10 protein-coding genes are annotated in these 13,591 nt (G+C 62.5%); 3 read left to right on the plus strand and 7 right to left on the minus strand.

Annotated elements, in window-relative coordinates; translation table 11 throughout:
- Positions 1–93: 93 nt before the first annotated feature.
- Together OIS50_RS09035 and OIS50_RS09040 are read left to right on the plus strand one after the other, a co-directional pair.
- On the plus strand, positions 94–1,599 hold the full coding sequence (locus tag OIS50_RS09035; protein WP_264694052.1) for a M28 family metallopeptidase: 1,506 nt from the start codon (positions 94–96) through the stop codon (positions 1,597–1,599).
- A 63-nt stretch (positions 1,600–1,662) separates the two neighbouring features.
- Positions 1,663–1,896 (plus strand): hypothetical protein, encoded by a 234-nt coding sequence (locus OIS50_RS09040; protein ID WP_264694054.1) that lies wholly within the window; start codon positions 1,663–1,665, stop codon positions 1,894–1,896.
- Between the two features lie 30 nt (positions 1,897–1,926).
- On the opposite strand, the gene OIS50_RS09045 is transcribed toward OIS50_RS09040, so the two are convergent.
- From OIS50_RS09045 to OIS50_RS09070, 6 genes are all read right to left on the minus strand, one after another.
- Positions 1,927–2,844: a DUF6929 family protein gene (locus OIS50_RS09045; protein WP_264694057.1), complete on the minus strand. Its 918-nt coding sequence runs from the start codon at positions 2,842–2,844 to the stop codon at positions 1,927–1,929.
- A 230-nt stretch (positions 2,845–3,074) separates the two neighbouring features.
- Positions 3,075–5,138 (minus strand): RICIN domain-containing protein, encoded by a 2,064-nt coding sequence (locus OIS50_RS09050; RefSeq protein WP_264694060.1) that lies wholly within the window; start codon positions 5,136–5,138, stop codon positions 3,075–3,077.
- Positions 5,139–5,288: 150 nt separating this feature from the next.
- Entirely contained in the window at positions 5,289–5,504 is a 216-nt protein-coding gene (locus OIS50_RS09055; protein ID WP_264694062.1) for a hypothetical protein, read from the minus strand.
- Between the two features lie 387 nt (positions 5,505–5,891).
- A complete protein-coding gene (locus OIS50_RS09060; RefSeq protein WP_264694064.1) occupies positions 5,892–6,593 on the minus strand; it encodes a response regulator in 702 nt (233 codons plus the stop codon).
- 362 nt (positions 6,594–6,955) lie between these two features.
- The gene (locus tag OIS50_RS09065) at positions 6,956–8,272 is read right to left on the minus strand and encodes an amidohydrolase family protein (protein ID WP_264694066.1); all 1,317 of its coding nucleotides are present in this window, start codon (positions 8,270–8,272) and stop codon (positions 6,956–6,958) included.
- 189 nt (positions 8,273–8,461) lie between these two features.
- Entirely contained in the window at positions 8,462–11,512 is a 3,051-nt protein-coding gene (locus tag OIS50_RS09070; RefSeq protein WP_264694068.1) for an amidohydrolase family protein, read from the minus strand.
- A 149-nt stretch (positions 11,513–11,661) separates the two neighbouring features.
- On the opposite strand from OIS50_RS09070, the gene OIS50_RS09075 reads away from it, so the two are divergent.
- Positions 11,662–11,874, plus strand: a complete 213-nt coding sequence (locus OIS50_RS09075) for a hypervirulence associated TUDOR domain-containing protein (protein WP_264694070.1) — start codon at positions 11,662–11,664, stop codon at positions 11,872–11,874.
- A gap of 118 nt (positions 11,875–11,992) precedes the next feature.
- On the opposite strand, the gene OIS50_RS09080 is transcribed toward OIS50_RS09075, so the two are convergent.
- Entirely contained in the window at positions 11,993–13,549 is a 1,557-nt protein-coding gene (locus OIS50_RS09080) for an amino acid permease (protein ID WP_264694072.1), read from the minus strand.
- Positions 13,550–13,591: the final 42 nt, after the last annotated feature.

Raw genomic sequence — 13,591 nt, forward strand, 5'->3', positions numbered from 1 at the left:
TGCACCAGCCCCATCGGCCATAGCTTGCCAAATGCCGTTGCGGTACCTAGGGCAACCCTGCTGGCAGCTCCCGCATCCACTTCTCCATTGCTTATGAAAAACTACCTACCCATACTAGCCGCTGCGCTCGGCTTGCTGACAGCCTGCGGCACGCGGCCACCGAGTGCTTCCTCCAAGGTCAGCACCTCCCCTACCGAGCCGCCCGCGTTCGGTGCCATTCGCGAAGACGAGCTGCGCCGCGACTTATTCGAGCTGGCCAGCGACAGTTTGCGTGAAAGCCGCGCCGGCCGCGAAGACGAGCTACGTGCGGCCGTGTGGGTGGCCGACCGCGCCCGCGAAGCGGGCCTCGAGCCCGCCGGCGCCGATGGTACTTACTTTCAGTTTTACCCGCTGCGCCGCGTGGCCGTATCGGCCGATAGCCGGGTGCAGCTCAACGGGCAACCCGTGGCCTTGTGGCAGGATGCCTGGGTGACCAACCCTGTGGAGGCTCGCCTCGATGGCCCGGTGGTGTGGCTGAATTCAATGGCTGATACCACCAAGCGCGACTTGCGCGGCAAGATTGTGGCCATGAACCTGCTGCCGCCTACGCCGCTGCCCGCGCCCAAAATGAGCCTGTGGGGTTTCCGCTACATTTTGTCGGCCCTAGGTCAGCAGGGGACGGCGCTGCGCAGCAAGGGCGTAGCGGGCATTGTGTTGGTAGCCGATGCCACCGCCGAGCCGCAGCTGGGCTTTGTGGGTTTCCGCTACGAAGACGGCACCTACAACCTGCCAGCTACCACCGCTACACCTACTCCACCGGCTGCGCCCCTGCTGCTGGTACGCCAAGCCCTAGGTGCTCAGCTTCGCTCGAAGGCTACGCTTAAGGCAAACCTGGGAGTTGATAGCTACATCTACCCATCCATCAACGTAATAGCCCGCGCCCCGGGCACCGACCCCACGCTGCGCGCCGAGCACGTGCTGTTCAGCGGGCACCACGACCACGACGGCGTAGGCCCGGCCATGCAGGGCGACTCTATCTGGAACGGTGCCGACGACAACGCCACCGTGAGCGTAGCCATGCTGGCCATTGGGCGGGCCTGGAAGCTGAACCCCGGCCGCCGCTCGGCCCTGTTTGTGTGGCACGGCGCCGAAGAGCGCGGCCTGCTGGGTTCGCGCTGGTACGCCGAGCACCCCACCGTGCCCAAAAACTCAATTGTGGCCGTGCTGAACGGCGACATGATTGGCCGCAACGCGCCCGATTCGGCGGCATTGCTGGGCTCGGTGCCGCCGCACCGCAACTCCACGGCCCTGGTAAACATGGCCCTGCAAGCCAACAACCAGTTCACCAAATTCAAGCTCGATAACCGCTGGGACGACCCCAGGCACCCCGAGGGCTGGTACTTTCGCAGCGACCATTTGCCCTACGTGCGCGCGGGCATTCCGGGCTTGTTCTTCACCACCCTGCTCCACCCCGATTACCACACGCCCCGCGACGAAGCCGCGCGCATCGACATCGCCAAGCTCGCCCGCATGACGCGCTGGATGTACGCCACCGGCTGGGCCGTGAGCAACACCCCCGAGCGCCCCACCGTGGACGCCGGCGCGAAACTCGAACGTTAGCGCAGCAGTACACACAACCAGCCCCGCATCGGCACCTCCGGCTGATGCGGGGCTTTGTTATTCATGCCCACACCTCTTACCACCTACCGCTACCTAGGCGACCGGCTCAGCCGCCTGATGGGCTCCGGCCTTGTCGGCGAGTTGTGCTACCCGGTGCTTGATGCCCGCGGCAAGTGCATACGCGGGCGCAACGGCTCCATGCTGGTGCGGTTTGCCAGCGGCCCGGCCGTGGTGCTGGGCCGGCAGTTACGTAAGGTGGCACCGGCCTCGGGATTAGGTGAGCAGCCACCTGCCTAGGTGGTTTTGCCTGTGGCCAGCTTCGGCACCCTAGGTAGTTAGCTCTACCTCCACGGCCGTGGAGCCGCCTTTGTCATCGTCGGTAACCAGCAGCAGCTCGTAGCGGCCGCGGGCCACTTCGCGTCGCACGGTTATGCTCTCTACTTTGCCCAGGTAAGGTTTGCCGTTGGGCTGCACCAGCTGGGCCATGCGTACGGGCAAAGCCCTACGGCTCTGCTGGTTCGGGTCGATGATGCCCACAAAACTGCCGAGTACCTCGCCGTCGGCCACGGGGTCGGTGGTGTCTTCTACCGAGGCCGAAACAAACAGCAGGTTGTGGTGCACCGACGCGCCCGACAAGCCCGAGGGCTTGCCGCTGATGTGCGGCAAGGCGTAGCGCTGCACACCAATAGGCGGCACCTGCGCCGAGCGGTGCTGCACAAAATCCATGGCGGCACCCAGGGGGCAGCGAAACACGAGGTTGCCGGCATCGGTGCCCACGCTGCGCTGCATCAGAAAAAGCGTATCAGCAGTAGCGGCGGCGGCTTCCAGGTTCAGCGTAATGCCTTTGGGCAGCAGCGGCTTAAGGGCGTTGTAGAGTGGCGCGAGCGAAAGCGGATACACCGCGGCGGCGGGCGGCGTGCCGGGCCCAAGCGTCACCCAAAAACCGATTTCGCGGGCGGTAGTAGCTCCCGAGCCCATTACCAGCAAGCCCTTTTGCCCATCGGGCAGCGCCACGGCCGTCAGGCACTCCAAGTCGGGCTTAACGTCTTTGGGGATGCGGCCTGAGCTGAAATGCGCCGTTTCGAACAATTGCACCGGCTTGCCGGCCACCAACTCGCGGGCGCTGAGGCAATACAGAAAAGGCGCGTCGTCGCCGATGATGTAGGCCAAATCGCCTACAATCTCAATGCCCGAGGCCGAGGGCAGCTTCGGCAACGCTACTTCGCGCTGAATGGTGGCTTGCATGGTTGGTTTGTGAGTTGTCAGTTCTCAGTTGCCGGTTGCCAGTACCTGTTGAGGGGTTGCCAGCATGGCGGGAAAAGCAGCACCAGTAGCCCGCAACGCTTTATGCCGCTACGCAACCGGGGCCGGGGCCGTTGGCCATGGGCTGGTTCGGGCACGGCAACCGGCTGCCAAGCACCTCGTCATCAGCCGAAAAACGAACAACGAAAAACTATCAACTGACAACTGACACCTTACTGCTTCGTGATGGTGAACTCCACGCGGCGGTTGAGGCGGCGGGTTTCTTCGCGCTCGTTGCTGGCGCGGGGCTTGGCGCCGCCGTAGCCGATGGTGCTGATGCGCTCGGCGGCCACGCCCCGGCTCACGAGGTAGCGTTTTACCTCGGCCACGCGCTCTTCCGAAAGCTTCACGTTCAGCTTAGCGTCGCCCTGGTTATCGGTGTGGCCTTCGAGGCGGATTTCCACCGAGGTGTTATCCTGTAGCGTGCGGGCCAGGCGGTTCAGCTCGGCGTAGGAGGTGCCCAGCAGGTTGGCTTTGCCCTGCGCGAAAATGATGGTGGGCAGCTCGAGGCGCGAGCCCACGGCGGCAGGCATCACCAGCAAATCCAGCGTCAGCGGGCCCGATACGCTGACGGTGTCGGTTACGGTAAGAAAGCCGCCGGCGGTAGCGGCTACGCGGTAGCGGCCGGCCGGCAGGCTAAACTGGTAATTGCCGCCCGCCGCATCGGTGCGCCCCGTGGCGTTGAACACGATGTCGCCACCTAGGCGCTGGGCTTTTACCTCGGCCACCACCGGTTTGCGGGTGCGGGCATCGAGCACGCGCCCTTGCACAAAGCCGCGCGGCGGGGCCGTGGCCACCGGCACGGCGGCTGCTACGGGCGCCTGCGCCACCAGGGTATCGGGGGCGGGCGTGAGGCCAGCGGCGGCGCGCACGATGTCGGCGGGGCCGTTGGTGGTGCGGGCCGCCGCCCAGTAGGCCGATTTGCCCTCGGGCCCCAGCTGAAAGTAGGCATCGAAGCCGGGGCTGTTGACGGTGGGCCCTAGGTTGCGCGGCTCCGTCCAGCGCGTCCAGGTATCATCGAGCCGCTGGCACACGAAAATGTCGGCGCTGCCGTAGCCGGCGTGGCCGTACGAGGCGAAGTACAGCGTTTTGCCATCGGGCGTAAGCCAGGGCGCAAAGTCGAAGCCCGGCGAGTTCACCGTGCCGCCCAGGCTGCGCGGCTCCGTCCAGCCGCCGTCGCGGTCGGGCTGGCTGATGTACAAATCGTTAGCGCCCTGGCCGTCGGCACGTTCGAGGCTCATCAGCAGCACTTTCTCGTCGGGCGTCATAAAAAAGGTCGACGAGGTGCCCGTGGTGTAGTAGTTCGCAATTTCCACCGACTCCACCTTGCCCCAGGCATTGCCCAGGCGGCGCGCTTTGGATACGCCCTCGTCCTTGGAGGTGCCGTCGGACTGGTACCAGCCGCGCACCAGCAGGGCGTTGCCGCCCGCGAGCACGGCCTGCACACCGTTGTGCTGCGGCGTGTTCAGGGCGTCGATGCGGATGGCCGGGCCCCAGGTTTGGCCGTTGTCGGTGGTTTGGCTTGTCCACACGTCGCCCGATTCGGTGTTGCCCTCGGTGTTGCCGGCAAAGCGCGTGCGCACAAAGTATAGGGTTTTGCCATCGGCGGTAAGCACCGGGTGCAGCTCGTTGGCCGGCGTGTTGATGGCGGCACCTAGGGGCGCGGGCTTGCCAAAGGTGCGGGCGTTTTCGGCCAGCTGCAGGCGCAGCGGAAACATGCGCCACTGCTGCGTGGCTTTGGTTTGGGCGCGCTGGCCCACCACGCCGGTACCGTTCAGCTTATCGGTGCTCGGCACGGCCAGGCAAAAGTCGTTGCCGCGGCTCACAATTTGGGCGCAGCCAACCGGGCCCGCCGCTACCAGCTTCCACTGCTGGTACAGGCTGCCCGTGTAAGGCCGCTGCACCACGGGGGCGTTTTCGTCGGGGCGCTCCAGCGTAAGGCATTTGCCGCTGTGGCGCGCCTCGATGCGGTACCACTCGCTGCCCGGGCTGATGCGCACAAAGCGCCACTGCTGGCTCTGGGCCTGGGTAAACTCCCACTGCACCACGCCGGCGCCGGCCTCGGCGGTGGCGCCTTTTACCTCGAGCGCCCGGCCGGTGGCCCGGGCCACCACCCCGTAAAATGTGCCCTCGGTGGGCGTAGGCGCGTTTTGCGCAGCGGCCCGGTGGTGCCCCCACATCGTACCCATCCACAACACTACCACACAGCTACGCAACAATACAGAGGCAATCGGCATAAGGCAAAACAGCACACTTGGTCTGGTGTGCAAGTTAGGCGAAATCCGTGCCTGAGGCATTTGGCGCAAACGCAGCATCGCCCACTTGGCCTAAAACCAGGTGGGCGATGCGCAATTCTGTTGCCGGAGGCAAATAGCGTCAGTGTGTTCTCATGCAGGATTGTGGATGTACTTGAAGCGCACAAATTTGTCGTTCTCGTAAATGGCCGTGAAGTGGCCGCCGCCGTTGTCGGCGTGCTGACGCTCCATGCTGCTCTTGGGAGCCGCAGCCATCGTGGTGGTAGTGCTGGAGGTAGGCACCGCCGGGTAAGCGCCAGGAATTACACCAGGTACGTGGCAGATGAAGGAGAGGATCTTTGAAGCCATGTTCGTTCTCGTGTTTTAGGTTGTTGGAAAAGAGGTTGGGTGTCAGCAAGCGTAAGCTACGTAAAGTCCTTGACAACTATAAATTAAATTTTAAATAATTGAACGATGCTAAGATAGCAGAATAATTTATTGCTGCGCCATCCGTAGCATTACGTAATTTAGTATCCGTGCTAGTACGTAGTAATCAGCTCAGTACCAACCCGGAAGCTATACGCGCCATAGATGCCTGAGCCCCGTTCGCAGACGCAATACGGTGGTCGGTAGATTATGGTTGAGCCTGCGCCGGCAAAGCAGATTTATCCTACTTAACCTGACTTAAAGCAAAAGAGCGTCCGGCACCTGTGCCGGACGCTCTGAATAGTAGCCAGAAAACTCCTGGGCGAGCTGCTACGAGTTGTTGATGAGCTTGTGCTTGAGGGCGTACTGAATCAGCCCCACCACCGATTTGGAGTTGGTTTTGGTAAGGATGTTTTTGCGGTGCGTTTCCACCGTCCGCTCGCTGATGAAAAGCTTTTCGGCGATGAGCGCGTTGGGGTATTCGCGGGCTATCAGCTGCAAAATTTCCATTTCGCGGGCCGTCAGCTCCACGGGTTTCTCTTCGCGGCCATCGGTTTGGTTGGCGCCGTTGCGGTGCAGGTTTTGCAGCAGCGCCGCCCCTACCTCGGGGCTGAAATACGTGCGCCCCGCGGCCACCTGCCTGATGGCATCGGTAAGCTCGGGCTTGGTGGTGTTCTTGAGCACGTAGCCCGAGCCACCCGCTTCCAGCACATCGGTTACGGAGCTGTGGTCGTGAAAAACCGACAGGGCCATGGTGCACACGGCGGGGTGCGCCGTCCGGATGGCGCGCATCAGCTCCACGCCCGTCATGCCTGGCATGTTCAGGTCGACGATGGCCACGCGAATGGCGGGGTTTTCCTGCAGGCGCAGCAGCGCATCGCCGCCGCTTCCGGCCGAGGCCACCACCTGCACGTCCGGAATGTCTTTCAGCAAGGCTTTCAACCCCTCGATAACCAACGGATGGTCGTCGACCAGAAGCACCTGCAAAACACTGGTTGAGGCCTGGCTTGCGGCTCCGGAATTGTTGCTCATGGAAGGTTCACCTGGGCTAATGCCAAACATGCGAGTAATTATACGAAATCGTGTTGCGCTGCTAACCGGGTCGGGCAACACCGCAAAGTACGATACAATCGGCAGGGTGTTGGCGGGCCGAAAATGCGTGCAGCCGGGCGAGAACGGTCATTTACTGATCATCAGCAAATTATTAGTCCAATTCAGCCCGAGCAATTTACAAGCAAGAACTGTTCGGCAAATGCCCGCCACTACGTAATCCATCGCGATAAATACCTACTAAGTGCGTGCTTCCTGCAAAGCCAAGCACGGGTAAGCCGGGCCCGGCCTACGGGCTGCCCACCCAGGCCCCGCGTGTGGAGACCTAGGCGGGCAGCCCGCGGCTACAAACCGTACTTGCCGCTGAACTTGCGGTTGAGGTAGGTTTGCTTGTTTTCGAGGCTGAACGCGCGGCCGTCGATGTAGGCGCGGGTAACGTTGTTGGTGCGCATATCGAGCAGGTCGCCGGTGCTGATGACCAGCGTGGCGCTTTTGCCTTGCTCCAGGCTGCCGTAGTCCTTATCGAGGCCCATCATGCGGGCGGGGCTCAGGGTTACGGCCGTCAGGGCTTCCTCTTTGCTCAGGCCGAAATTGGCCGCCGTGCCGGCAATAAAAGCCAGGTTGCGCGAGCCCGGAATTTCCATGTCGCCCTGGTAATCAAGGCAGAAGGGAATGCCGGCCTGCTGCAGCATGTACGGCAGCTTGTAGGGCAGGTCGTAGTCGTCGTCGGGGCGGCGCGGCAGGGCATGAATGCGCGAGAGCACCACCGATACGTTGTTTTGCTTCAGGAAATCGAGGGCCATCCAGGCGTCGCGGGCGCCCACCACGGCTACCTTTTGCACGCCCAGGCGCTTGGCAAAGCGCACCGCCTCGATAATCTCCTTGCCGTAGTCGACGTGGATGAACAGCGTCTTGGAGCCGTCGAACAGGCCACCCAGGGCCGTGAGGCGCAGGTTTTCCTTGCGGCCTTTGGGCAGCTGCTGGTAGGCTGCGGCTTCGCTCAGCAGGCTTTCCAGGTCGCGGAGTTGCTGCTCGCGCGTGTCCTGGCGCTTTTGCACGGCCTGGGCATCTTCGGTGGCGCTCAGCTTCAGCACCATGCCGGGCCAGTTCAGGTGCAGGCCGTCGTCGGCCCGCACGGCGGCGTCCTGCCAGTTCCAGGCGTCGAGCTGCACCACCGAGCTCTGGCCCGAAATCATGCCGCCCCTAGGTGTTACCTGGGCCAGCAGCACGCCGTTGGTGCGCAGCGTCGGGATGATGTCGGAATCGGTGTTGTAGGCAATCAGGGCCCGCACGTTGGGGTTGAACACGCCCACCTCGCGCGAGTCGACGGTGGCCCGCACGGCATCTACTTCCGTCAGACCTAGGGTGGTGTTCGGCAAAATCAGGCCGGGGTAAATGTGCTGGCCTTTTACATCGACTACCTCGTAGGCGGCTTTGTCGGCCGCAAAGCCGTTTTGGGCGCCCACGTAGGTAATGCGGCCTTTATCGAAGGCTACGGCGGCGTCGTTGACTACGGTGCCGTTGCCCACGTGCAGCGTGCCGCCCACCAGCAAAATGGGTTTAGCCTGCGGCGGGGCCGGGGTGGGCACCTGCCCGAGCGCCGCGGTGGCGCTGGCACCTAGGGCCAGGGCAAGGGTAAAAAGTTTATGCGAAAAGCGCATGGCTGAATGTCTGTTGTGTTATCGGGATGAGCCGAAGTGGCGCGGAGTGGTACTCCGCGTGGCGCTACCGGCGCCAAGGCCTCGCATGGGCAGCTACCTGACCTAGAGGCCTAAGAAGGTGTGGTACCGAATGGCGGCTTCAGGCCGCCTGCGGAGTCCCACTCCGCACCACGTCGTGCTGCTGCGGCATTACTGATCGAGGTCTTTGTCTTCGCCTACCGTGTCGCAATGGAAGTGGCCGGTTTGGCGCTGCACGCCCATTTGGGTGGGCGCACCGCCTTTCTTGGCGTCGATCATCTTCTGCACCAGGCGCTGGCGCTCCTGCTTCATTTGCTGGCGCAGCTGCAGGTCGCTTTCCAGATCAAACAGCTGCCGGCCGTCCACGAAGGTGCGCTCGGCCTTGGCGTAAATGCTCAGCGGGTTGGCCGACCAGAGCACCACATCGGCGTCTTTGCCTTCCTTGATCGAGCCCATTTGCTTGTCGAGCTTCAGGGCGCGGGCGGGGTTCAGCGTAACCAGCTTCAGGGCTTCTTCCTCCGAAAGGCCACCGTACTTGATGGTTTTGGCGGCCTCCTGGTTGAGGCGGCGCGACATCTCGGCGTCGTCGGAGTTGATGCACACGTTCAGGCCCACCTTCGTCATGATGGCGGCGTTGTACGGAATGGCGTCGCGCACTTCGTTTTTGTAGGCCCACCAGTCGGAGAACGTGGAGGCCGTGGCGCCGTGCGCTTTCATCTTATCGGCCACTTTATAGCCCTCCAGAATGTGCGTGAAGGTGTTCACCTTGAAGCCCATGCGCTCGGCTACGTTCAGGAGCATGTTAATCTCGCTCTGCACATAGCTGTGGCAGGTAATGTTGCGCTTGCCCTCCAGGATTTCAACCAAGGCCTCCAGCTCCAGGTCGCGGCGCGGGGCGCCAACCTTCTTTTGCTTGCCCTTGCCGAGCTTGTTGTAGGCGGCCCACTCCTGCTGGTATTCTTTGGCGCGCGTGAAAGCGTCCACAAACACCTGCTCCACGCCCATGCGCGTTTGCGGGAAGCGGGTCACGTTCAGGTCGCCCCAGTTGGCTTGCTTCACGTTTTCACCTAGGGCAAACTTGATGAAGCCGGGGGCCGTCTGAATTTTGTACTGCTCGCCGGGCATGCCCCAGCGCAGCTTGATAATGGCCGATTGCCCGCCAATGGCGTTGGCCGAGCCGTGCAGCAACTGCGCCGCTACTACCCCGCCGGCTAGGTCGCGGTACACGTCCACGTCCTCGGCATCTACCACGTCGCTCACGCGCACCTCGGAGGTAACCGATTGGGTGCCTTCGTTTACGCCTTCGCTGATGGCAATGTGCGAGTGTTCATCAATGATGCCGGGCGTGAGGTGCTTGCCGGTGCCATCGATGGTGCGGGCGCCGCTGGGGGCTACCAAGCCCTTACCCACTTTGGCAATCTTGCCGTCTTTCAGGAGCACGTCGGCACCCTCCAGGCGGCCGTCCTTTTCGTTGGTCCAAACGGTGGCGTTTTTGATGAGTACCACCTCCTGCTTGGGCACCTCGGTGCGGCCGTACGCCACAAAGGGGTACATCATGCCGCCCAATTGCGGGGCTTCGGGCGCTTTGGCCGAGTCGCGCTTGGCGGCGCGGCTGGCTTCCTCGAGGCGGCGGGCTGTCCATTTTACCTGGCTGGCATCGGGCAGCTGGCCTTCGCCCTGAAAAACGCGCCCCTCGGCGGTGTAGTAGCCGCTCAGGCGCACGGTTTGGCCCTTGGCTTTGCCCTTCTGGCTGAACACGATGGTGGCCAAATCGCCGGCCACGCTCAGCGAGCCGCGCACGGTATCCTTCGGTGCCAGGGCTACTTTCAGCTCGGGCGCCTCGGGCTTACCGGCCACTAGCATGCGCACCTCGGGCTGCTGGCCGATTTGTAGCGCGTACACGCCGCGGTAATCGGTGGGCACTTCGCTCAGCTTGTAGCGGCGGCCTTGCACCCAGTTATCGAGCAGCACGTTGTCGTCGGCAAACAGGCGCGCCGAGGTAACCAAGAAGTTGGCTTCCATCCCGGGCCGCAGGGCTCCTACCCTATCCTGCACCTTCAGCAGCTCGGCGGGGGTGGCCGTGAGGGCGCGCAGGGCTTCTTCTTCGGGTAAGCCGTAGCGCACGGCCGTGCGCAGGTTCGTCCAGAACTTCTTTTTGTCCTTAAGGTCGGCCGACGACAGGGCGAAACGCACGCCGGCTTTTTGCAGTACCGCCGCGTTGGCCGGGGCCATTTCCCAGTGCTTCAGGTCTTCGAGGGCAATGCGCGTAGCATCGTAAATATCATCTACCTGGTAGGCATCGGGGAAGTTCAGCGTCAGGATCAGCGGCGCCCGGGTGGCTTTCACGTCCTCGATGCGCTGGTATTCGTCGCCGCGGCCTTTGATGATGTACTGCTGGCCGAACTCGTCGCCTACGCGGTCGGCGCGCAGCAGGCTTTGCTTGTCGCGCACCTCAAAAATCTGGGGCAGGCGGCGTTGGTCGTTCAGAGCGCGCAGCGAGAGGTTTTGCTCCTTTTGCGGATTACGCTGGTTCCAGTCGGCGTCGAGGTAGGTTTGGCGCAGCAGCGCAATGCTGCCCATCAGCGACGAGGGGTAATCCTGCGTGCTGGTGCCTTTATCGAAGGAATAAGCGGCAGCGGCCCGATCGAGCAGCAGCACTTCGGCTTCTTTACGGCCCGAGCTCAGAGCCACCAAAGCACCGGTGCCGCGCGCAATGCCGTCGGTTTGGTGCGTGAGTACGGCCCCGAAGCCCAGCTTGCGCAGCTGCTCGGCCTGCTCGTCGTTCACCTTAAACAGTTCGGCGGCATTTACCTCGGGGTGCACGGCCTGGTTCCAGTCGTAGGCGCCGGCTTTCGAGCTTTCGAACTGCGGCCCCTGCGCGCGGCGGCCACGGTTGTCGGCAGGTTTCACCTCGGGCAGGCCGTAGTTGGAGTAGGCCTCCACAAAAGCCGGATAAATGTGGCGGCCGCGCATGTCCTGCACCACGGCGCCGGCGGGCACTTTCAGGTTTTTGCCTACGGCCTCCACTTTCCCGTCGCGGATAACGAGGGTGGCGTCGTCGAGGCGGGTTTTGTAGTCGGTAAAAATGGTGGCGTGCGTGAAGGCAAAGAGGCCGGGGCGTTCGTCGTACACGCCGTTGCGCGGGTACGTGCCCTGCGCCCAGGCCGGACTAACTGCTGCCAGCCCAAACACCAAGCCCAGCAGGCGTAAATGGTTTCGCATGCGAAAAAAAGCGGTGGAAATGAGGTGAGTGAACCCACTAAAGGTAGCCAAAGAAACTGCTGTGCCTACAATGGTTGCAGCCCCGCAAAGCCGAGTTTCGCGGCTTTGCGTAAGTGGGTTGTTGTCAAGCACCTTTTAACCCCACACTTATGCGCAAAGGCTCACGCGTTTCCTGGAAATACGGCACCGGCTCGGCCATTGGCAAAATCGAACAGACCTTTAAAGAGCCGGTAACCCGCACCATTAAGGGCTCCGAAATAACTCGCAACGGCACCGCCGATAACCCGGCCTTCCTTATCGTGCAGGATAACGGCGACCGGGTACTGAAGCTCAAAAGCGAAGTGCAGCCGGTGAGCAAGTAGAACGGTGTGGCGCGCAGTAGCGCGGACTCTGTAGTCCGCGCTACAATCGCGCTACACGCACAAAAAAGGCCCCGCCGGTAACCCGGCGGGGCCTTTTGGGCTTAGGCAGAAAACCGACCTAGGCGTTTTTGGGGTCGGGCTCGATAAAGGCTTGCTCCTCCATTTCGGTGGGGATTACCACGATGCCCTTCTGCAGCTTGGAGTTGCGCTTGCCGTACACGAAGTACACGATGAAGCCGAGCACCATCCAGCCCAGCGCTACCTGCAGCGTGAACAGGTCGAGGCCCACGATCATCAGCAAGCAGATGGCGGCACCCAGGAAAGGCACCAGCGGGAAAGCAGCCGACGAGAGCGGCGAACGGAACGGGCGCGGCTGATCGGGGTCGGTGCGGCGCATGATCCACACGCCGATCGATACCAGCACGAAAGCCAGCAGCGTACCAAACGAGGTAAGGTCGCCGGCCAGGGAGCCGGGCACGAAGGCCGCGAAAGCACCCACGAACACCAGCAGCACCAGGTTCGACTTGTAGGGCGTGCGGAACTTGGGGTGCAGGTCGGAGAAAGCCTTGGGCATCAGGCCGTCGTTCGACATGGAGAAGAACACGCGCGACTGGCCCATCAGCATCACCAGAATAACCGACGAGAAACCGGCCAGGATAGCCACCGTAACGGCGGTGCTCAGCCACTCGAAACCGGGCATGTGCTCTTTAATAGCATAAGCCACCGAGGCTTCGCCGCCCTTCGCGGGGTCGGCAAACTCGCGCCAGTTGGCAACGCCCGTCAGCACGTGGCCGAACAGGATGTAGAGCACGGTGCACACGGCCAGCGAGCCGAGAATACCGATGGGCATGTCGCGCTTGGGGTTCTTGGCTTCCTGCGCGGCCGTCGAAACGGCGTCGAAACCGATAAAGGCGAAGAACACGATGGCCGCGCCACCGATGATGCCGCCCCAGCCGTGCTTGTTCCAGGCGGTGTACTCGCGCACTACCTTACCGGCGGCGTTGGTTACCGGCTCGGCGTTTTCGGGAATGAGGTACGGCGTGTGGTTGGCGGGGTTCACAAACTGCCAGCCTACCGCAATGAATATCAACACGATGGCCACTTTCACCACCACGATAACGGCGTTGAAGGTAGCCGACTCCTGCGTGCCTTTGATGAGCAGCAGCGACAGGGCCACCACAATCAGCAGGGCGGGCAGGTTAATCCAGCCGCCCTCGGAGGGGGCGTGGCAAAGCTCGAAGGGTATTCGGGTGCCAAACACCTCCAAGAGCTTGTTCAGGTATTCGCTCCAGGCAATGGATACCGTGGCGGCACCTAGGGCGTATTCCATAATCAGGGCCCAGCCGATAACCCAGGCCACAAACTCGCCCATGGTGGTGTAGGCGTAGGTGTAGGCCGAACCGGCAATCGGAATCATCGCCGCAAACTCGGCGTAGCACAAGCCCGCAAAGGCGCAGCCGATAGCGGCCACGATGAATGCTAACGTAACGCCCGGGCCTGAGGCTTGAGCGGCCGCCGCAGCGGTACGCACAAACAGGCCAGCCCCGATGATGGCCCCGACGCCGAGTGCCACCAGGTTGGCCGCGCCCAGGGTGCGCTTAAGAGCGCCTTCGCCGGAGGCATTGGCTTCGCCCAACAGCTGAGCGAGCGGTTTTTTGGCGAAAATGTTTGCCATTAGTGAGAGTGAATGGGGAGAATATTTAGAGAGAAGTTGGTC

The sequence above is a fragment of the Hymenobacter sp. YIM 151858-1 genome (assembly GCF_025979705.1).
Classification (GTDB): Bacteria; Bacteroidota; Bacteroidia; order Cytophagales; family Hymenobacteraceae; genus Solirubrum.